This is a genomic window from Sphingobacterium sp. NPDC055346 (assembly GCF_053645235.1).
Map to the genome: position 1 here is coordinate 961,858 of NZ_JBSHMI010000001.1, position 21,726 is coordinate 983,583.

A 21,726-nucleotide genomic window follows, 5' to 3' on the forward strand; every position below is an offset into this window, starting at 1 on the left:
TTATAACTGTTTATTAATCTTATCGTTATATCCTGTTTTTATTGGGTGCTTTTTGATTCCAAGGCTATTGTCGGGAATTTCCAGGGTCAGGTTTTAATAATACTAAAATTGAATTGTACATTTGTTCTGAATCAATTCGAAATTGACCCAATTTATGAATAAAACATTATTGTCCATAGCCTTGTTGTTAGGGGGATCCATGCAATTGAAGGCTCAGGTTCAACCAACCTTTTTGTCCAATCCAACGCTTAGCCCCGATGCACAGACGATTGTCTTCAGTTTTGAGGGCGATCTTTGGAAAGTTCCAGCTGCTGGCGGTCCCGCTCTGCGCCTAACGGCAATGGAGGGAAATGAAGTTATGCCAAGGATCTCTCCAGATGGGCAATGGCTTGCTTTCTCTTCCAACCAAAACGGAAATATGGATGTATACATCATGCCGATGGCTGGTGGAAACATCAAACAGATTACCTTCCACGAAGCTACCGATGAGGTCGATTCGTGGAGCTGGGATAGCAAACAGGTGTATTTTACCTCAGGACGCGAGAATCGCCTCAGCAGCTACAAGGTAAGTAAGGATGGTGGTACCGCAGAGCGTATCTTTCCCCATTTCTTCAACTATATCCACAATATGGTGGAAACCCCTAGCGGGGAATTGCTTTTCACCGATTCTTGGGAAAGCTACAGCGCAGCCAATAGAAAACGATATAAAGGCGCATTTAACCCGGATATCAAGGGCTATAATCCTAAAACTAAAGCCTATAAGGAATACACCAGCTATGAAGGGAAGGACCTTTGGCCAACAGTGGACAGCAAAGGAACGATCTACTTCGCCTCAGATGAAGGCAATAACGAATACAATCTTTACAGCATCAACAATGGGAAAAAACAAGGCTTGACCCAGTTTCCTGAGTCTATCCGCAGTCCTCAGGTCGCTGCCAATGGTGCTGCGGTGGTCTTTGAGAAAGGGTATCAACTCTTTGTCTATGACGTTGCCAGCAAGAAAACCAGCCAACCGGCCATTAGCCTCAGCCGTAACCAGGTATTGGGCAAGTCCAAGGAGTTTGATGTCAAGAGCAATATCAGCAATTTTGATGTCTCTCCTGATGGCAAGAAAATGGCGTTTGTGTCGCGGGGCGAGCTATTTGTATCCGATGTTGACGGTAAGTTTGTCCGCCAGATGCCAAGTCAAGGTGAACGCATTTCTGAGGTCATGTGGCTGAAGGATAACAAGACCTTGATCTTTAACCAGACCTTGAACGGGTATCTTAACTGGTATTCCCGTTCTGCAGACGGTAAAGGCGAGGTCAAACAACTTACCCAGGACAATCGGAACAATCGCGACATCAGCTTTAATAAGGACAATACCAAAGCGGCATACCTGAGTGGGCGCGATGAAGTACGCCTGATGGATTTGGCCAGCTTGAAAAGTGAAACCATTGTTAAGGACGAGATTTGGGCTTTCCAGAATTCCTCTCCTACTTTTTCGCCTGATGGTAAATATGTCCTCTTTACTGCGATGCGCAATTTTGAACAGGATATTTTCGTTTACAATCTCGCTGATAAGAAAACCTTGAACCTAACCAATACAGGGGTTTCAGAAGCTTCGCCGGCATGGTCGCCCGATGGCAAGTACATTTACTTCTCCAGCAACCGAATTAAGCCTGCCTATCCGACAGGAATGGAAAATGCCAGCCTGTACAGAATGGCACTTGAGAATTATGACGAACCTTATCGCCTCAGCAAATTCGATGAAATGTTTAAGGAAAGCGATAAGGAAACGGTAAAGAAAGATAGTACAACAACAAAAAACGATAAGAACAGCAAGGACAAAAAAGCAAAGCCTGCCGAAAAGGAAGAGAAGAAAGATGATAAGAAGGTTCTCGTTAGCATTGATGTTCAAGGCCTTTCTGATCGTATCACCCAGGTAAGTCCGCAAGGAGGGACGCAATACAATCCATTGCTGTTTGCTAAAGGGGATAAAACTTATGTATTCTACCAATCGAACCATGAAGGGAAATGGGCTACTTACCGCATTACCTTTGAACCATTTGCCAACAGCAAAACCGAAAAGGTGTTGGACGGAGCTCTGCAAGGTCTACAAGAAGTAGATGGAAAATACTTTGCCATCGTGAATGGAAACATACAGAAATATAATATCGACCAGAACAGACTCGATAATGTAGGTCTCAGCTACAAATTCAATCGTGACCTGGACAAGGAATTCAAACAGATGTTCTATGAAACCTGGGCCAATATCGAAGAGAACTATTATGATGAGAAGTTCCATGGCATTGACTGGGAAGGGATGAAAAAGAAATATGGGAACTACCTTTCGGGTATCAACAACCGAATGGACTTAAGGATCCTATTGAACGATATGTTGGGCGAATTGAATTCCTCACACATGGGCTTCAGTACTTTTGGTACCGATGAAAGAAAGCAGTATAATTTCATAACGAATGAACTTGGGGTCACCTATGATGCAAATGATCCTTATAAAGTTGCACATATCGTAGCCAAAGGACCTGCTTCCAAGAAAGATGTCAATCTAAAAGTGGGTGATGTGCTGGTAGCGGTGAACGGAAACAAGATCGATAAAACACGCGATCGTGACTCCTATTTTACTTGGCCATCGCTAGCCAATGAAGTCCAATTGACGGTGAACCGTGGCGGCAAGGAAGAGGTCATCAATATCCGTCCGCAGAGCAATGCTGCTTTCAAAGACCTATTGTACGATGAGTGGATTAGAGGCAACCGAAACAAGGTCGATCAACTGAGCAAGAATAGGATTGCCTACTTGCACATGAAGAACATGAGCGGGGAACAGCTGCAATCATTCTTGATCGATATGGCGGAACAAGAGAACAACAAGGATGCTATTATTTTGGACCTTCGCTACAATACCGGTGGTAATGTGCATGACGAGGTGCTTAGGTTCCTATCACAACGACCATACCTTAAATGGCAATACCGTGGCGGTAAGCTTTCTCCACAGAGTAATTTCGCGCCAGCCGGAAAGCCAATCGTGCTCCTGATCAATGAGCAATCGCTTTCAGATGCAGAAATGACTGCGGCAGGTTTCAAGGAGCTGAAACTAGGGAAGATCATCGGTACGGAAACCTATAGATGGATCATCTTTACCTCAGGGAAGGGTCTGGTCGATGGCTCGTTCTACCGTTTGCCGTCGTGGGGATGTTATACCCTGGACGGAAAGGATCTGGAACTGACCGGTGTCGCTCCGGATATCGCCATCAAGAATACCGTAGCGGATCGCGTTGCGGATAAAGATCCGCAACTGGAAAGAGCAGTACAGGAAATCTTAAAAGATTTGAATTAAGCAAAGTATAATAATAAAAAGCCCGAGTAATGTTCATCATTAACTCGGGCTTTCTTGTTGAATAAACTCACACACAGTGAATTATTCGGGTATACATTATTTAGCTGTTTATTCTGCCGTATTAGAACAATTGTCAGGATACGAAGACTATAAATCCAATTCCTGAGCGGACTATTCTCCAGGCCATCTTCCCAATCCTTTGACAAGCAGCATTTCTTAACATAAAATACATCTCAAAATTTTCTTCTGCTCCTGAAAAATTTGCGCATTCGCTCTTACTCTTGCTCGACCCATATCCGAGACATGTTGTGAAAATACGGAATATGTCTCGAATAAGATCCACTGGCGCTTTACTTGCCAATCATTATTATAATATTGTGCAAGACACATGAATATAAGATTAACTTAACATTGTCTTAATCTTTTATTTAACTTCATACCCTATGTTTGGAGCAAACAACCATAAACACATGAAAAAATTATATTGGTCCTTGCTAGCATGTTTATTGACAGGAACAGCTTTCGGTCAGGAAATGGCAAAGGGAACTGTCTTTATTGATGCTAATGCGAACGGTCGTCTGGACAAAAAAGAGGCTGGATTAGCTGGCGTGAGCGTCAGTAATGGCAAAGAGGTCGTACAAACGGATAAGAACGGAAAATATCAGATTCCGGTTGAAAACGACAACATCATCTTCGTCATCAAACCTTCTGGGTATGCCTTACCTGTTGGTGCCGATAATCAACCAAAGTTTTATTATATCCACAAGCCAAACGGTTCTCCAGCTTTGAAATACCCTGGCGTAACTGCTACAGGTGCTCTTCCAAAATCAATTGATTTTGCCTTAACGGTGAAGGAAGAACCAGCTAACTTTAGCGCTTTTGTTTTTGGTGACCCTCAGGCATATACCGCGGAGGAAATGGAATTCTTCAAAAATGGGGTGGTAAGTGAAGCGAAAACCAGAAAAGGTCCACTTTTTGGAATCAGCCTTGGTGATTTGGTTGGCGATGATCTTTCCTTGCACCCTAGTTATAAACAGGCTATCGGCCAGATGGGTCTCCCTTGGTTCAATGTAATGGGTAACCACGATATGAACTATGATGTCAAAGAGGATAAATACGCCGATGAGGGTTTCGAGAAAGCCTTTGGCCCGGCCAATTACTCTTTCAATGTGGGAAATGCGCACTTTATCGTGCTCGATGATATTATCTATCCGCATCCGGAAACTGGAAAAGGCTACCAAGGTGGATTGAGACAAGATCAGATTGATTTCGTCGCTAATGACCTGAAGTTTGTCCCTAAAGATAAACTGATTGTCCTTGCCTATCATATTCCTCTGTTTCAAGAGAATGAAAAATCATTCCGTAATGAGGACAGAAATCAATTATTTGATATCCTAGCGGATTACCCGAACACCCTGGGTCTATCTGCACATACGCATTATCAACAACAGAATTTCCTAACAGCTGATGATGGCTGGAAAGGGAGCAAACCTTACCATGAATACAATGTGGGAACCACTTCTGGAGACTGGTATTCTGGCCTTCCGAATGAACAGGGCATCCCTACTTCGACCATGCGTGATGGTACTCCAAAAGGATATGCAATCCTGTCAATAGATGGCAACCATTATAAATTTGATTATAAGGTCGTAGGGAAAGATGATAGCTATACAATCGGTCTATTTGGTCCGGCAGTCGTAAAGGCGAAATATGTAGGACGCTATAATGTATATGCTAACTTTTTCCTGGGTTCTGCAAGGGATCAGGTTCGTTATAGGATCGATAATGCAGATTGGATCATTATGGACAGGGTAGAAGGTGAAGACCCCGCTTATATGAAAGAACTATTGGCTTATGATGGTGCCAATACCTTGGTAGCCGGCAGAAGACCTAGCGATCCAGTTCAATCGGCACACCTTTGGAAATTGAAACTTCCTAAGCTTAAAGCTGGTAAACATGTGATCGAAGTGGAAGGGGTAGATATGTTCGGAAGGACGCATTCTTCGAAGAAAGAAATTGAGGTTGTGGAGTGAGTAAATTTTATTTAAGTAGCTGTTTTTCAATTTTTTAATTAAAATGTTTCACGGGGAGCGCGGGATGGGAGGATTGACCAAGATTTGAAAGATAAAAGCAGGGAGGGACAAATTCAAAATTTTAAGAAAACTCACAAAAGCGGTAGTTTTGCAACAAGCAAGAATACCGCTTTTGCGCATTTTGATCCTGAACAGTCAGTTCAGGATTGGAAATGAGGCATAAGGTTGGACTGAGAGTTTTGATCGATTTAATTTTGTTTTTAAACGACCATATTCAGCGGTTATATCCAATATTCCCGTAACGAGCGCGATACCTTCCAACCGGCTAATAAATGATAATCTTGGCGCATCATCTCATCCCAATAATCCTGGTTCAAAATCCGTTCAGGGTCTACCCTCATATCTCTTGAATCTTGGTTCAAATACACGGCTGGGTAGCGGACTCCAACCCGAAATCCATCGCAATCCCCTTCCCCATAAATTAGTTACAATAAATAAGCTTGCATGTATAAACAATCTGGCAGTTATTTTGTAAATTAGGTCTATAAACCTGATTGCTAAAGCTTTGCGCCGCAATGTATTATAGACCCAAAAGTTAAAATTTAATTTATATGAGCATATTAAGAATTAGTGCAAATCCAATTCAAAGATTGGTTTTGCTGTTATTGGTTGGATTTTTTGGAACCGGTACTGTCTTGGCGCAAACGCAGAGTGAAAAGGATGAAGGTTGGATTTCTCTGTTTGACGGTAAGACCTTGAACGGTTGGAAGGTCAATGAGAATCCGCAGACCTTTAGCGTAAAGGATGGGGCCATTGTGGTGAATGGAAATGTATCCCATCTATTCTATGAGGGCGACGTGAACAACCACGACTTCAAGAATTTCGAACTTAAGGTTGATGTGATGACTTTTCCGAAATCCAATTCAGGGATTTATTTCCACACGGATTTCCAGGTCAAGGGCTTTCCTGCTGTTGGCCACGAGGTGCAGGTGAACTTGACCCATACGGACTGGAAGAAGTCAGGTAGCCTTTATAATGTGGTGAATGTGGACAAGGCTCCAGCTGTCGATAATGAATGGTATACCCAGCATATCATCGTGAAGGGCAAAAAGGTGAGGATCTTGATCAATGGTCAATTGCTTTATGAATATATAGAGCCCAATCTGAAGAAGGATTCCGAACGCGGTCAATTTATCTCTCACGGGACTTTTGCTTTGCAGGGACATGATCCGGGAAGCAAAGTGATGTTCAAGAATATCCGTGTAAAAGTACTACCAAATTAATACGAACCTAAACCCACAATTATGAACAATAAGAATTTAACTTCCAGAAGGAATTTTATCCGTACCGTTGCGGGGGTGGCCGCCTCGGCCCCGTTTTTCCTTGATCGAGCTTTCGCGAATACTCCTGCCAAGAAGCTCAGGCATGCCTGTATAGGTGTCGGCGGAATGGGCGGACATGATCTGCAGCAATTTAAATCGCATCCCGACATCCAGATCGTGGCCCTTTGTGATGTGGATGAAAACCATCTGAAACAAGCTGCACAGCAGGTTCCAGGGGCTAGATTGTATACCGATTGGAGGGAAATGCTTGAGAAGGAGAAAAAGAATATCGACTCCGTAAATGTTACGGTGCCTGATCATAACCATTTTATTATTGCTATGGCGGCCATTGATACCGGCAAGCATGTGTATTGCCAAAAGCCGATGTGCCATGATGTTGCGGAGGTCAGAGTTCTGACCAAGCATGCGGTCAAGGCTGGCGTGGTTACTCAACTTGGAACCCAGATTGCCTCTTCTATTGGTGATCGCACGGCGGTGCAATGGATTAAGGAAGGCCTGATCGGAAAGGTGAAGTATGCCTATTTATGTTCGAACCGTTCGGGGATTTCGGGCTATCGATTGGCCGGCCCGAGACCAAAGGAAACCTATGAGGTTCCATCGACTCTGGATTGGGATAAATGGATTGGAACAGCTCCAATGCGCCCTTATGCTCCGACCGTTTATCATCCCGGAATTTGGCGTACCTGGCAGGATTTCGGAACAGGTTGGTCCGGAGATATAGGTTGCCATATCTTCGATGCGGTCTGGAAAGGACTAGGGTTGAAAGCTCCACTTTCCGTATTTGCCAAAGTGCAGGAGTCTTGGAAAGATTCCCCAGAACGACGGGCTGACACCTGGTCGCAAGGAAACCATATCAGCTGGAAATTCCCGGGAAATGAGAGAACGGAGTCAGATATCATGCCTTTAGAATGGTTTGATGGAGAATTCTATCCACCAAAGGAGGTACAGGCGCTTTACAACAACGGCGAGGAATATCCGGAAGAGGCTGCAATGTTGGTCGGTACAGAAGGGGCATTGTTGATTCCGCATGGTGGAACCCCGGTATTGTTGCCACTGACCAAGTTCAAGGACCTGCAGTACCCTAAGTTGGAGGAAAGGAACCATTATCACCATTATGTGGATGCCTGTCTGAAAAAGGCAAAAACGGAATCGCATTTTGCACAGACCGGTCCGATGACCGAAGCGATCCTATTGGGTACCGTAGCGATTAGAGTTCCTGGGAAGGTCTTGGAATGGGATGCATTGAATTTAAAATTCCCGAACGCTCCAGAAGCGGATAAGTTTTTGAAAAGGCAATTTAGGAATGGTTGGGAAGTGAAAGGTTTTGGGTAAGGAAGGTAAGGTTTGTGGTCGGAGAATAAAGAAGATGTCATAAAATCGCAAAAAACTGTAGAATTTATTTGATTTTTTTGTCATGACTTGTACCTTTGACTTATCAAATGACTTCGTAGCTCAGTTGGTAGAGCAACAGACTCTTAATCTGTGGGTCCTGAGTTCGAGCCTCAGCGGGGTCACTATCTAAAAAAGCCGTTTTTACTTGCGTAAAACGGCTTTTTTGCTTTCCTTAGGGTGGTTTTGGAACATCCTCCCTACACGTTTTGAAAAACCTCAAAACGGTGTGTTTTGCATAGTTTTTTGTTGAACTTCACGTAAAACCGTCACAAATACGTCACAAAGGTTTTCGTGGTAATGAAAAGATTATGGCAACCGTAAGCGCAAAGGTTTATGAACACCACAAAAAAGCAGATGGAACCTACAATGTGAAAATTAGGGTCTATCACAAAGAGGAAAAAAAAATTATAGACACTCCTCATTTCCTTTCCCTAAAACAACTCACCAAGGTGAAAGGAAAAAAAGAATTTAGTATTAAAGATCCTTTTGTCCTTGAAATAGTTGACAAGAAACTAAAGGACTACCGTAAAACGATCAGCGAGCTCGAGGAGAAGCTTGACTTTTTCACCGCGGGTTCATTAAGGGATTATCTCAAAAATATAGATGAAGAAATTGATTTTATCAAGTTCTGTGCGAACTGTATTCAACAAGAGAAGGATGACGGTCGTGATGGTTCTGCCGCTAACCATCGATCAGTCCGTAACCACCTCATTGATTTTTTTAATCGGGAAACTGTCTCAATAAATGAAATACATTTTAATATGCTCGTTCAGTTTGAACGTTACTTGAAATCTGAACGGACAATAACAAGAATAAACCAGTTGGGAAAGCCCGTTACTACTGTTTCAAAGCCTGTTTCGGATACTAGTTTATATAATTATATGAGAGATCTTCGTACATTATTTAATGAAGCGTTGAACCATTACAATAATGAAGATCTGGGCATTATATTGATTAAACACTATCCCTTCAAAAAATATAAGGTAGGTTCAGCTCCTCTTACCGAAAATAGAAATAATAATCTTGAAGAGGTTATTAGAATTCGAGATTGTAAAGTGTTACCTAACACTAGGGCTGAACTCGCTCGGGACTTATATATGCTCTCATTCTATTTGTGCGGGATGAATGCTGTTGATTTATTTAAAATATCTACTGACAATGTTCGAAATGGTCGGGTTGACTACAATCGATCTAAAACTAAGGGGAAACGAAAAGACAGAGCATTTATTAGTATAAGGATAATTGATGAAGCTAAACCTTTATTGGAGAAATATATTGGAAAGTTATCACAAAGATATTCAAGCCGGACCACTTTCAATTCCTCATTAAAACATGGAATGAAGAAACTCCGAGAACTTTCGGGTGTACAGGTAGTAACGCTTTATGGTGCGCGCCATACCTTCGCAAATACAGCTAGAAATGACTGTAGGATGAGTAAAGATGATGTTGCTTTAGCACTCAACCATGTCGATAATGGAAATCGTGTTACAGATATTTATATCGCCAAGGATTGGAGAATTATAGATGACGTCCAAAATAAAGTAATGCAGTTCTTGAGGAAATCAGAGCCTAAAATTTTGGAACTGATTAGGAAGAAAGAAATAAGCAGGTAAAGCTGCTTAACTTGATTTGTATCCAACGATTACAATTCGTTGGATACAGACTTAATTTTTTAATATTTAAACTTTTACTCATGAAAAATTTACTTTTATTCTTTTTAACGTGTTTCTTGTCAACAATCGGGTTCTTTGCTGCGATCAGCATGAAGTCTCCTTGGATCGGATTCAGTGTAGCTTTTGGTGTATGGTTCTTATTCCTTTGGATTACAACAAAACCCCATAGAAAACATTGATTTTTATGATGATGGTGTGGTTAAAAAAGTCAAAACATCCTCTGTAAACTTCGAAAAGTCATCCTCCGAATAAGCAATATGGCACATTCCTTGCGGCATTATACACTCAACGTGAGAATTTGACTATTAGTGATTTCGATTTTGACCAATGCTCCAATTCGTTATGAAAATAATAAAAATCCTGTCTCTAATTACTGTACTATTTTTGATTACACCGGGATTAAAGAGCCAAGAGCGATCTGTTGAGGATATCCTTGATGTACTTGATATGAACTCCTGGTACTTGCCTTCCGCTGATTCAAAAGCAAAACTTTACGTAACATCCATTGGACATGGTGATACCGTGGTTTCCCTTCATGGTGGACCGGGAAACAACTTCTATTATCTTGTAGATGCATTTCGAAATAATACGCATTCGAATAGTTTTCTACTGTATGACCAGAGGGGAAGTCTGCTCTCGAGAGTGCCCGATTCGATTGCCAACACTTTGAATCTTATGGTACTAGTCGAGGATCTGGAACAGCTGAGAATAGAGACGGGATAAAACAAATTAACCTTGTTTGGGCATTCTTTTGGTTCAATGGTAGTTCTTTTTTATTATATCAAATATTCCATTTGCTTAAATGTTTTTTAGCTGATTCTATACTCATTCCACCATTTTTATCAGATGAATATTTCGCCTTTCAAATACAGTACGGCTGTTCCTCCCAGCTCAACTCTGTCACCCAATATCTTACAATGTACTTCGCCTGTTTTTTCTGAAAGTTGAAAAGCGAGTAATTCAGTTTTGCCTAATTGTCCAGCCCAATAAGGAGTGAGCGTTGTATGTGCAGAACCGCATACGGCATCTTCGTTAACGCCACATGCCGGAGCAAAAAAGCGGGAAACGAAATCATATTGATTACCTTTGGCGGTTACAATAATTCCTCGTGCATTTATTTTGGCAATTTTCGCTAAATCAGGGAGTAGAGAAGCAACATCCTCTTCCTTTTCAAATACCAGCATATAATCTGTCTTTCCTTTAAATGCGGCTATAGGTTTTTTGTCGGTAGCTGTTAACAGCTCGTCAGTCAATGATACTTCAGTGTACTCGTCTACTGGAAAATTTAGTATATAATTACCGTCCTGAACGGATACGGGCAGCTCTCCGCTGCGTGGCGAATAAAAAGGAATGACAATCCCCTTTTAAAATTGCTTAATTAGAAGCGATTCTTTTTAACAACCCTTTATGCCTTTCAACAGGTCATTATCGACCCTTCGGTCTTTATGGACGTTTTTATTTTGCTTGAACAGCGACCTTTGAAGGTTTTCCTGACAATTAACAAATGTTGTGGTTACGTTCTGTCCTTCAAAGCCCTTAATGCCGAGGTAATGGAAATCAGATCCACCACTTCCTGCAATCCTGCACCAATCAATGCCGGTAAAACACCGAAGGCTGCAATCAGCATAAGCACGGTACAAACGGCAATGCCAATGAAAACGGATTGACGGGCAATCTTCATCGTTTCTTTGGAAATGAGAATAGTATCACTCACTTTTTGCAGATTGTCTCTTAAAATCACCACATCAGCCGAATCGCTGGCGGCACTCGATCCTTTAGCACCCATCGCAATGCCTACATCGGCAACGGTTAACGACGGTGCATCGTTCACGCCATCACCCACCATTACAACCGGGCGAAATTCGTCGGGCATACTTTTCAGGATTTTCAGTTTGTCTTCCGGCAAACAGCCACCGTGCACTTCCGTAATGCCAATTTCTTTGGCAATGTTTTCAGAAATACTTTGCTTGTCGCCGGAAATCATCATAATTTTTTGGATACCCATTTTTATTAATTGGGCAATGGTTTGCCGGGCTTCGGGGCGCACTTCATCGGTAAAGGTGATTTCCCCTGCATATTTGTCATTCACCGAAACAAATAACGAGGTTTTTTCCGTTTTAATTGAAATGGGTTCGGTCGTTACAAAATTCAGTTTACCCACTTTCACCAGTTTGCCGTTTACTTTTCCTTCAATACCATTTCCTTCTATTTCCTTTAAATCTGTTGCCAGAGGAATCGGTTTATCCCCGATATATTTCATCACCGAAACCGCCAAAACGTGGGAAGACTGCTGTTCTACGCTGGCTACAAAATCAATCAGTTCGTCTTGCGAATAAGAATTTTCCGGGATGATGTCGTCCACAGTAAGATCGCCTTTGGTTAAGGTTCCGGTTTTATCGAAGGCGATGGCTTTCATTCTGTCCAGTTTTTCGATGACAGTCCCGGATTTTATCACCACCCCATTTCTGCTGGAACGGCTCATTCCGGCTATCAGGGCAATGGGAGCCGCCAGAATCAGCGGGCAGGGCGAAGCCACCACCAACACTTCGGCAATGCGGTTGGGATCTTTGGTAATCAAATAAGCAATTCCGGCAATTAAAAAAGCAACGATGGTAAAAGGCAAAGCGTACCGATCCGCCATTCGCACAAAATGTGCCGGCTCTTTTTCGGAATTATGCACCAATTGCACGAGTTGCTGGTACTGGCTGTCTTTGGCGAGTTTGGAAACCTGAATGGTAATGGCTCCCGAACCATTCACCGAACCCGACCATAAGCTGTTGCCTTTGGTTTTGTTGACGGGTTTGGATTCGCCCGTGAGCGAAGATTCGTCCAGCAGCACCTCTGCACTCAGTAAAATTCCGTCCACGGGAATAATTTCCTTGGGTTTTACGATGATGATGTCACCGATTTTAATATCCTCCACAGGAACATCATGTAAATCGTTTCCTGTTTTTTTATGAGCAATTCGGGGTGTATTATCAAGCAATGATTTTAAATCTTTCCGGGCTTTTTTCTGGGCATAATCTTCCAACGAATCACCTCCGGTAATCATAATGAGGATAATGAGTGCCGCCCAATAATTACCAACAGCTAAGGTTGCAGCAATGGCAGAAATCGCCAAAATATCCACGCCAAAATTCCCGGAACGAAGCACGTCGATCATTCCTTTCAGAAGAACAATGGACATCAAAATGCCGGTTGCCGTAATTAAGATTTTAGCATAATGCGGTTCTTTCAGGATAAATTCCAGAACAAGTGCCACTAAGGCAATGCTGAGAACGATAATGAATTTATATATATTTTTCATTTTTATAATTTTAAAAGTTTAAAGACAAACCTAATCCCATTGTTTTATTTTGATAAAACGGATATACAAGAGCACTATTTTTGCTATGATCTTTTGAAAATAATTGACTGACTTTTGGGAACAACCAATAGGCAACTTCTGTGGAGAGAATTCCAATACCGGCACCTGCAACCACATCACCCACCCAATGTTTATCATTCAAAATGCGATAAACTCCCGTAAAAACAGCAATTGGATAACCAGACAAACTTAACCAAATATTTTCATCCTGATATTCACGGAACATAAAATGTGCTGTTGTAAAAGCAGTTGTAGTATGTCCCGAAGGAAACGACAAATTATTAGAACCATCTGGTCGTTCTTCTCTCACCAAATGCTTGGTAGGTAATACGACAGCACTTGAAATCAGCAACGATGTGCCTAAAATAATACTTCGGTCTTTCAAATTATGTTTTCCTTTAAGTCCAATAGCATTTAATCCATAAACCAATATTGCAGGTACGTATTGGGTATAATTATCCAGTTTTATTTTATCCGGCTGATGCTCCCCAATTTCATATTGGGTGGAACGGTTCAGCTGTTTCAGATCATCAGACGTCAGGCTTAGGATTCCGTATCCGATAAAAACAGAAGGTACAATCAGCTTTTTATATTTAAATTGATAGGCGTGGTCAAATGATTGATCCATCTTTTGACCTGTTACCAAACTATCCGTTTGTGCTATTCCCAATTGATAAACGCACAATATGAGTATCAATAATAAATGTCTCATTCTTAAATTTATTAATCATCTCCGCCAATCATTTTGGAAGCAATTCCCTTTTGAGCTGTTTTTTCTGCCAGCCAAATCCCGCCAAAATGCAAAATAATAAAAATCGGAAACCAGTAAATTGCCCATTTATGAATGGTTTCCATTGTATCTTTCAGGTCTCCATTCCACCATTTCAGGTAGGCTCCGGTGATGGATGAAACAATCACAAACAAGTAAAATAGCAGATAAATAAATCCCTGAAATTTTTCTTTTGCTGATGTATTTGCCGAAAAAGGATTTGGAAAACGAATGCCCTTTACCAACATATAAATGATGCGAACCGCAATGATTACAAAGAATACATACGCTGCATATACGTGCCATTGCCACATAGGGTCCAGAATGCTTTTTACTGTTACGATGGTTTGTTCATTGGTTAAATCAATGCCTTGCATATTTTTTTCAATAGCTCCCAGAATGGCTTTTTTACCCATCCAGTTGATCCGAAGAAATCCGGTGATAAACAAAACCGTCATTAGTAGAGCTGTGCCCCAGTGTAAACCACGATGAAGCGGGGTAAATATTTTTGTTGAATTTCTCATTATTTTAAATTTTTATATCAGATTTTATCTGACTGTTATTCTTCATCTTCACTGGTATTTTTCAACTTCATCAATATGGTATAGGCGTTTTTGACCACGATTTTCTTACCTTGAAAATCAGCAAAGTTGAGGATTTCAACAAAGCCATTTTCGGAAATTCCCAATGTGACCGGGACCATCTTCCAGGTCTGTTTCCCGGTTTCTGTAAAGACATAACTTTTCCCTTCAAAATCCACCACGCTTTCTTCCGGAATAGCATTGGCAAAAGAATTTTCTGTTTTCACTTCGGCATTCATATACATTCCGGGAATGAGTGCAGGATCGTATTTTTCAAAATGACAATTAACCTCAGCCATGCCGCTTCCGTCCACGTCTTTACTCGTCAGCAAAATTTCACCGGCATATTTTTTTGAAGGATCTACATTGGTATAAGCCACAATCTGTTGCCCGGTTTTCAGCATTTCTAAATCCTTTTCATACACTTTTAAATTGAGGTGAATATCAGAAGGATTGATGAGTTTAAACAGCACATCCGAAGACGTTACATATTTGCCTACATTCACATTCACCTTGCTCACAAAACCGTTGATGGTACTATAGACAGGTACGCTCTGCTGAATATTTCCGGCAGATATCTTAGCCGGATTTATGTTGACCAACTTCAGTTGCTGGGCAATGGAATTCATCAGAATTTTCTGATCGCTCATAATGGATTGTGCCTGCTGCATCACTTTATCACTACTTGCCTGGCTTTGGTTGAGCTTAGTTTGTCGGTTATAATCCAGTTGGGCAAAGTGGTATTTGGATTTTGCCATCAGATAATCCTGCTGCAACTGTACAAACTGCGGATTTTCAATAACGGCAATTACCTGACCTTTAACTACTTTCATCCCTGGCAAAAGGCGGGTGCTTTTCAGATAGCCGCCCAGCGGTGTACTTACGGAAACCAGATTTTGCGGTGGTACATCAATTTTACCGTTGAGTTTCAATACGGTGGAAATATGCTGCATCGACAGTTCCGCGGTTTCAATGGGGGTATTGTGTAACTGTGCATCGGTGAAAATAACCGTGTTTTCGTCTTTCGGATTTGCAGTTTTGGTGGCGGTGGTTTCTTGTTTTTGTTGACATTGAACTGCGGAAAGCAGTACTATCAAGACCAAAAAATAAGAACCGTATAATTTTAATATTTTCATTTTCTTGTCTAATTATATATTGATTTGAAAAATTCTGTTTACTGTTTAAAATATTCTGTTCATCAACTACTGAATCGTGATATAATTCAGTTCAACCACGCTTTCGTTTAGTTTCAATAGGGCATCTGCATAATTGCTTTTGAGCAAAACTGCCTGATTGACGAGCATTACAAATTCCAGATAATTGATTTCTCCGTTAATGAATTGTTGCTGTGCTGTTTTGGTAATGATGTCTGCATTTTTCAGTTCATCAGTTTCGTAACGGTTGATGATTTCGAGATTCGTTTGATACATTTGCTTGAGCTGTTGCTGTTTTTTCTCTAATGCAAATTCCGTATTATGCCAATCGTTTTCCGCAATGCTTTCCGCCACTTTAGAAGCGTGAATTCTTGCCTTTTGTCCGCCTGAAAATATTGGAATGCCAACACCTACCATCACTGACTGAAACTGTGGTGTAGCAGAATACAGTTTATCATCAGGTCCCATACCTTTGAACGAATTGAGATTATAACCGATTTGCAAATCCGGAAGAAGTCTGGATTTTTCCACTTCGGTTTGTTTGCCGGCAACCGTTTTTTGCTGTTCCAATACATGTAACAAGGGATGCGAAGCATTTTCCTGAAGCAAAAGAACCGGTCTGGAATTTTCCAAAGGAAGATATTCCGTTTCGGAATTGAGCAACCAACTGAACTGCAACTGCAAGGTTTTTATTTCCTGCTGCACTTGTTTCAACTGAATCTCAATTGCCGATTTTTGGTTGGAAGCCGTTGTTTTTTCCAGAATATTGCTTTCTCCAGCTTTTAAACGCAAACTGGCTTTGTCTAAAAATTGGGTGTACAGTTGCAACGTTTCATTCAGCAATTTTTCCTTATCTTTCCAATACACCATCTGGAAATAACTTTGGCTGACGGCTTTTTTCAGTTCAAATTCTTTAAGCGAAACATTCAACTGGCTTTTTTTCCATTCTTCGGAATGCAAATTTTTCTGTTTCTGATACACAGTTGGAAAAGCGATGCTCTGTGAAATCCCGAATTTCATATCGTTGTATGCACTATTTATTTGTCCGTAATCTGCTGTAACTGCGGTTTGCGGAATATCGGCATTAGAAGTTTTAATCAATGCTTTGGCATAATCCGAACGCAGTTTTTCATTTTTCAGGTTGCGATTGTTTTGCAACGCTGTTTGCACGGCTTCATCTAAAGAAATTATGGTTTGTGCCTTCATTTTTATTCCTGAAAACAGCATAAAAATCAACAGAACAGAGGCGACATGTTTGGATTTTGGTTTTTTCATTTTAAATCCATTTTCGATATTGACATATAAAAGCGGTAGGACAAAAAGGGTGAGCAAAGTGGCCAATATCAGTCCGCCAATTACCACGGTCGCCAAAGGTCGCTGCACTTCTGCTCCAGCACCTGTGCTTATTGCCATCGGGATAAAGCCGAGGGAGGCAACGGCTGCGGTCATCAATACCGGACGCAATCGGCTTTCGCCGCCATCAATCACAATTCTGACGATATTTCTAATGCCGTTTTTATGCAGTCGGTTAAATTCTGAAATCAATACAATACCGTTCAAAACCGCTACGCCAAAAAGAGCGATAAAACCAACGGCAGCACTGATGCTGAAAGGCATTCCGCGTAAATTCAACATAAATACACCTCCGATGACCGACAACGGAATGGCGGTGTAAATCAGAAGACTTTCTTTAATCGACTTGAACGCCATAAACAACAGGACAAATATCAATGCCAATGCCAGCGGAACGGCAATCATCAACCGTTGTTTGGCGTTGTTCAGATTTTCAAAAGAACCGCCATACGTAATAGAATAGCCGGCCGGAAGTTTAATCTGTTTGTCCACTTTACCCTGCAATTCTTCCACAATGCTTTGCACATCACGGTCTTTGATGTTGAAGCCGACGACAATACGGCGTTGTGCATTTTCACGTTGAATTTGATTGGGACCTTCCACCACATCTACGGTTGCCAGCTGATTGAGCGGGATCTGATTGCCTGCAGGTGTTGGAACCAATAGATTTTGAATATCATTGATGTTTTTTCGGTCACTGGCATTCAGGCGTACTACCATATCAAAGCGTTTTTCGCCTTCAAAAACCAAACCTGTACTCTGTCCGGCAAATGCGGTATTAATCACCCGATTGACATCTGCAACAGAAAGATGATACTGAGCAATCACGGGACGATTGTATTTTACCACCACCTGCGGAAGCCCGGAAACCGGTTCTATATAAAGGTTTTGTGTACCTTTTACCGTTTCAATGATTTTACCGAGTTGGTTGGCATTTTGCACCAAAGAATCCAGATTATCGCCAAAGATTTTGATGACCACATCCTGTCTTGCACCAGTCATCAGTTCATTAAAACGCATCGCTACCGGATACTGAAAACCAACTGTAATACCGGGCACATCTTCCAGTGCTTTGCTCATTTTTTCTGATAATTCGGAAAACGTTTTGGCGGAAGTCCATTCTTTTTTGTCTTTCAGAATGACCATCATATCCGAAGCATCCATTGGCATCGGATCGGTAGGCACTTCTCCACTTCCTATCTTGGTGACCACTTTTTCCACTTCGGGGAAACGGGTTTTTAAGATATGGGCTGCTTTTTGCGTACTTTCAATCGTGGTGGTAAGGTTGCTGCCCGGTAAAACGCGGGTATCCACCGCAAAATCACCTTCTTCCAAAGACGGAATAAATTCGCCGCCCATTCTGCTTAGCAGAATTATTGCCGTGATGAACAATATCCCGATTATGGTAAAAATGGTTTTCGGAATGCGTAAAACTTTCAGCAAGGTTTTCAAATAAAGCGCTTCTACTTTCTTCATTACCCTGTCCGACCACGAAGGTTTTAAACTTCTTTTCTTCAACAAAACCGAACTCATCATCGGAATGTAGGTTAGGGAAAGCAGAAATGCACCTAATAATGCAAACGCCACCGTTTCTGCCATCGGGCGGAACATTTTCCCTTCAATCCCCTGCAATGTTAGGATCGGAATGTACACAATGAAGATGATAATTTGTCCGAAAACTGCACTGTTCATCATTCTTCCGGCAGATTCTGTAACTACACTATCCATATCATTGGACGGAATTTTCAGCAGGCTCTTGAACTTAGGATTGAGGGATAACTGATGCAGGACGGCTTCTACAATAATGACCGCTCCGTCGATGATTAATCCAAAATCCAGTGCACCCAAACTCATCAGATTGCCGCTCACCCCGAAAAGGTTCATCATACAAATGGCAAAAAGCATTGCTAGTGGAATCACCGAAGCCACGAGTAAGCCGGCTCTGAAATTTCCGAGAAATAAAACGAGGACAAATACCACGATTAAAGCACCTTCCATAAGGTTTCTCTCTACCGTGCTGATGGCATTATTCACCATTTTGGTACGGTCAAGAAAGGGTTCTATCACCACGCCTTCGGGCAGGGTTTTCTGGATTTGAGCCACTTTGGCTTTTACATCTTTGATGACCTGACTACTGTTGGCACCTTTCAGCATCATCACCACCGCACCCGAAACTTCGCCCTGATCGTTGTAAGTCATCGCTCCGTAACGGGTGGCAAAACCAATTTTGACATCAGCTACATCTTGGATAAACAGCGGTACATCGTTGTTTTTATTGGTAATGGAAATGTTTTGAATATCCTCAATATTGCCCACCAAACCTTCGCTCCGAATGTAGAGAACGGTTGGCCCTTTTTCGATATAAGCACCGCCGGTGTTCTGGTTATTGGCATTCAGTGCATCAAAAACATCATTGATGGTAATGCCGTAAGCATTAAGTCGGTCGGGATTCACGGCAATCTCGTATTGCTTCAATTTACCGCCAAAACTGCTGACTTCCGCTACGCCTTTGACCTGAAGTAGCTGTCGACGCACAATCCAATCCTGAATGGTACGGAGTTCCGTAACGTCGTATTTTTGTTCAAAACCTTCTTTAGGACGAACGACATATTGATAGATTTCGCCCAAACCGGTAGAAATCGGCCCTAATTGCGGTGTTCCGATACCTTGCGGAATTTCATTCTGAACCTGTTGCAGCCGCTCTGCCACTTGTTGTCTTGCCCAATACACATCAATACCATCATCAAAAACAATGGTAACCAAGGACAATCCGAAACGGGAGAAACTGCGGATTTCTTTGAGTCCGAAAATATTGGAGTTCGCCTGTTCAATTGGGAAAGTAACCAGACGTTCGATATCGGTTGCCCCAAAAGACGGAGCGATTGTAATAACCTGCACCTGATTATTGGTAATGTCCGGCACAGCATCAATCGGTAATTTGCTTACCTGATAAGAGCCAATGCCGATTAAACCAAGAACCAATAATGCTATAATGAGTTTGTTCTTTACAGAAAACTCAATGATTTTTGTAAGCATAATTTATTCTGTTAATCGTAAATGATAAATAAAGAGATTTGACGTTTCGAATACATGATCAATCCTACAGGCGGACACAAAATACACCGACTGCCCGAATGAAAGTATTATCAAACAGCAAATGCACGATGAAAGGATTCATCGTGGAAATCAAAAAAGATTAACAGAATTTCGGAGGTTGCCAGATGGCAGAACGGTAATTGTTATCAGAAAATGTATCGTCCAAAGGCAAGGTTTTGGGTTCTTTGCCTACAAGTTTTTTGGTTTCTATATCAAAACTAAAAGGGGGGACAAGTACAAAACTGATATTCAAAACATCGATATGTACGATAAACGGTAATTGTTTGTCTTGTTCATAATCGTCATCGTGTGGATGGTTTTCCAGATGGCTCCCGGCGTAATGAACTTCCAAAAATTGCAAAACAGTAACCTCCGGATTTTTTTCTTTGTGATCGAAATAATGCTCTATAAGTATAGGAAACTTCAATAACTGACCTAATTCAGTTGTCGAAATTAAATACACAGACAATAATAATATTGAAAACATTTTTTTCACTTAACAAAGTTAATAAAAAAGTCTGCTCTCTTTTATAAGACGCTGTAATTTAAAATATTTCAAAATAAATGATTTAAAAATTCAATATTATCCCTCCTGTATCAAATGCTGTAAATTCGGGTCGTTTTTTATACGCTCCATTTCACTTTCCACGATATGAACAATGTCTAATTTTATCTGACGATAATTGTTCTCAATATCCCGTTTCATATTATCTTCTCCGCTTTCATCGACAAAGGATAAAATTTCCGGTATCTTCTGGTACGCTTTTGTTTCGGCAGCAACTTTCTCGTTATCTACTACAATTTCTGCGTGAAATATCTTTTGTTCTATACGTTCGTCAAAGTTATCGGACACTGAACCGACAAACATACCTTGTGTAAGTGTACTGATTTTTGAAGCTGGAATAAGACTGTCTAATTGGGTAGAAATTGAAGTTGATTTGTCATTTCGGTTAATCGTCATACTTTGGCGTTTCTGTAATACTTTCCCAAAGCGTTCTGACAGGCTCTTTGCCGTTTCGCCCACGACCTGACCGCTAAAAATATTACCGACCGTGTTCTGAATTACCTTAGCTTCCTTATCTCCATAGTCACGAATTAATTGGGAAAAATCCTGAAAGCCTAAGCAAACCGCTACCTTATTACTTCTCGCCGTTGCAATAAGATTGTCCAAGCCTCTAAAATAAATTGTCGGTAACTCGTCTATAATGACAGGTGCTCTTTGGAGGCCATAACTATCTATATATGGAGCTGGAGTTGGCAAATTCATGGAAACAGGGCCTGGGATATGGCCTGGGGGGAGTCGGTGGAGCTGCCATTGCACAGAACGCCATAAAGGGAAAAGGCATCGTATGGAACATCCACGACAAGCAGTTCAATATTTTCAGGAGCTGTAAGGATTTCAATGAATTCATCTTAGAGAGATATCCCGAGGGCGTTCAGGAATGCATAGATAGACAGCCCGATCTTCAGCAGGTTCGAGCAGCTGTTGAAAAGATCAAGTAGACATTGACAATTCATTTTGTGTGTTATTTTGTTTTCATTCTCTATCGATTATCCCTAATTTTATTTTAGGGTCATATCGCTTTTTTATTAAAATCCTCATTGATAATGTAAAACGAACGTACCAT

The 21,726-nt window shown here is 41.4% G+C and carries 14 protein-coding genes, 1 tRNA gene and 1 pseudogene; 8 read left to right on the top strand and 8 right to left on the bottom strand.

Features of this window, described 5'->3' with window-relative positions:
* The first annotated feature begins 154 nt into the window (after positions 1–154).
* From ACWICE_RS04125 to ACWICE_RS04155, 7 genes are all read left to right on the top strand, one after another.
* Positions 155–3,337 carry a S41 family peptidase gene (locus ACWICE_RS04125; protein ID WP_454297710.1) on the top strand — a complete coding sequence of 1,061 codons (3,183 nt, stop codon included), beginning with the start codon at positions 155–157 and terminating at the stop codon, positions 3,335–3,337.
* A 470-nt stretch (positions 3,338–3,807) separates the two neighbouring features.
* Positions 3,808–5,370 (top strand): calcineurin-like phosphoesterase C-terminal domain-containing protein, encoded by a 1,563-nt coding sequence (locus tag ACWICE_RS04130; RefSeq protein WP_093100181.1) that lies wholly within the window; start codon positions 3,808–3,810, stop codon positions 5,368–5,370.
* A gap of 611 nt (positions 5,371–5,981) precedes the next feature.
* On the top strand, positions 5,982–6,653 hold the full coding sequence (locus tag ACWICE_RS04135; protein ID WP_093099852.1) for a 3-keto-disaccharide hydrolase: 672 nt from the start codon (positions 5,982–5,984) through the stop codon (positions 6,651–6,653).
* Positions 6,654–6,674: 21 nt separating this feature from the next.
* Positions 6,675–8,045: a Gfo/Idh/MocA family oxidoreductase gene (locus tag ACWICE_RS04140; protein WP_454297711.1), complete on the top strand. Its 1,371-nt coding sequence runs from the start codon at positions 6,675–6,677 to the stop codon at positions 8,043–8,045.
* 109 nt (positions 8,046–8,154) lie between these two features.
* Positions 8,155–8,227 (top strand) — tRNA-Lys (locus tag ACWICE_RS04145).
* A gap of 186 nt (positions 8,228–8,413) precedes the next feature.
* Positions 8,414–9,718: a site-specific integrase gene (locus ACWICE_RS04150; RefSeq protein WP_093099848.1), complete on the top strand. Its 1,305-nt coding sequence runs from the start codon at positions 8,414–8,416 to the stop codon at positions 9,716–9,718.
* A 402-nt stretch (positions 9,719–10,120) separates the two neighbouring features.
* The gene (locus tag ACWICE_RS04155; protein ID WP_139185509.1) at positions 10,121–10,501 is read left to right on the top strand and encodes an alpha/beta hydrolase family protein; all 381 of its coding nucleotides are present in this window, start codon (positions 10,121–10,123) and stop codon (positions 10,499–10,501) included.
* A 119-nt stretch (positions 10,502–10,620) separates the two neighbouring features.
* On the opposite strand, the gene ACWICE_RS04160 is transcribed toward ACWICE_RS04155, so the two are convergent.
* The 8 genes and pseudogenes from ACWICE_RS04160 to ACWICE_RS04195 form a co-directional block, all read right to left on the bottom strand.
* Positions 10,621–11,136: a PhzF family phenazine biosynthesis protein gene (locus ACWICE_RS04160; RefSeq protein WP_093099845.1), complete on the bottom strand. Its 516-nt coding sequence runs from the start codon at positions 11,134–11,136 to the stop codon at positions 10,621–10,623.
* A 155-nt stretch (positions 11,137–11,291) separates the two neighbouring features.
* Positions 11,292–13,085 carry a heavy metal translocating P-type ATPase gene (locus tag ACWICE_RS04165; protein ID WP_093099843.1) on the bottom strand — a complete coding sequence of 598 codons (1,794 nt, stop codon included), beginning with the start codon at positions 13,083–13,085 and terminating at the stop codon, positions 11,292–11,294.
* Positions 13,086–13,095: 10 nt separating this feature from the next.
* Positions 13,096–13,857: a phosphatase PAP2 family protein gene (locus tag ACWICE_RS04170; RefSeq protein WP_093099842.1), complete on the bottom strand. Its 762-nt coding sequence runs from the start codon at positions 13,855–13,857 to the stop codon at positions 13,096–13,098.
* Between the two features lie 11 nt (positions 13,858–13,868).
* On the bottom strand, positions 13,869–14,438 hold the full coding sequence (locus ACWICE_RS04175) for a cytochrome b/b6 domain-containing protein (RefSeq protein ID WP_045754281.1): 570 nt from the start codon (positions 14,436–14,438) through the stop codon (positions 13,869–13,871).
* Positions 14,439–14,473: 35 nt separating this feature from the next.
* A complete protein-coding gene (locus ACWICE_RS04180) occupies positions 14,474–15,631 on the bottom strand; it encodes an efflux RND transporter periplasmic adaptor subunit (RefSeq protein WP_086946604.1) in 1,158 nt (385 codons plus the stop codon).
* 66 nt (positions 15,632–15,697) lie between these two features.
* Complete coding sequence (locus tag ACWICE_RS04185; RefSeq protein ID WP_093099838.1) at positions 15,698–20,038, bottom strand: CusA/CzcA family heavy metal efflux RND transporter; 4,341 nt, start codon at positions 20,036–20,038, stop codon at positions 15,698–15,700.
* A gap of 160 nt (positions 20,039–20,198) precedes the next feature.
* A complete protein-coding gene (locus ACWICE_RS04190; RefSeq protein ID WP_045754278.1) occupies positions 20,199–20,585 on the bottom strand; it encodes a hypothetical protein in 387 nt (128 codons plus the stop codon).
* A 96-nt stretch (positions 20,586–20,681) separates the two neighbouring features.
* Positions 20,682–21,311, bottom strand: a pseudogene (locus ACWICE_RS04195) (TraM recognition domain-containing protein); the annotation flags it as partial.
* On the opposite strand from ACWICE_RS04195, the gene ACWICE_RS04200 reads away from it, so the two are divergent.
* Positions 21,311–21,601, top strand: coding sequence for a hypothetical protein (locus tag ACWICE_RS04200; protein WP_454297722.1), 291 nt, complete (start codon positions 21,311–21,313; stop codon positions 21,599–21,601). The pseudogene ACWICE_RS04195 and the gene ACWICE_RS04200 overlap by 1 nt on opposite strands.
* Positions 21,602–21,726: the final 125 nt, after the last annotated feature.

Excerpts from the sequence above, each read along its gene's own strand:
- ACWICE_RS04135 (WP_093099852.1), top strand. The coding sequence starts at position 5,982 with ATGAGCATATTAAGAATTAGTGCAAATCCAATTCAAAGATTGGTTTTG.
- ACWICE_RS04150 (WP_093099848.1), top strand. The coding sequence starts at position 8,414 with ATGGCAACCGTAAGCGCAAAGGTTTATGAACACCACAAAAAAGCAGAT.
- ACWICE_RS04180 (WP_086946604.1), bottom strand. The coding sequence starts at position 15,631 with ATGAAAATATTAAAATTATACGGTTCTTATTTTTTGGTCTTGATAGTA.
- ACWICE_RS04125 (WP_454297710.1), top strand. The coding sequence starts at position 155 with ATGAATAAAACATTATTGTCCATAGCCTTGTTGTTAGGGGGATCCATG.
- ACWICE_RS04130 (WP_093100181.1), top strand. The coding sequence starts at position 3,808 with ATGAAAAAATTATATTGGTCCTTGCTAGCATGTTTATTGACAGGAACA.
- ACWICE_RS04185 (WP_093099838.1), bottom strand. The coding sequence starts at position 20,038 with ATGCTTACAAAAATCATTGAGTTTTCTGTAAAGAACAAACTCATTATA.
- ACWICE_RS04165 (WP_093099843.1), bottom strand. The coding sequence starts at position 13,085 with ATGAAAAATATATATAAATTCATTATCGTTCTCAGCATTGCCTTAGTG.
- ACWICE_RS04175 (WP_045754281.1), bottom strand. The coding sequence starts at position 14,438 with ATGAGAAATTCAACAAAAATATTTACCCCGCTTCATCGTGGTTTACAC.
- ACWICE_RS04155 (WP_139185509.1), top strand. The coding sequence starts at position 10,121 with ATGAAAATAATAAAAATCCTGTCTCTAATTACTGTACTATTTTTGATT.
- ACWICE_RS04170 (WP_093099842.1), bottom strand. The coding sequence starts at position 13,857 with ATGAGACATTTATTATTGATACTCATATTGTGCGTTTATCAATTGGGA.
- ACWICE_RS04190 (WP_045754278.1), bottom strand. The coding sequence starts at position 20,585 with ATGTTTTCAATATTATTATTGTCTGTGTATTTAATTTCGACAACTGAA.
- ACWICE_RS04140 (WP_454297711.1), top strand. The coding sequence starts at position 6,675 with ATGAACAATAAGAATTTAACTTCCAGAAGGAATTTTATCCGTACCGTT.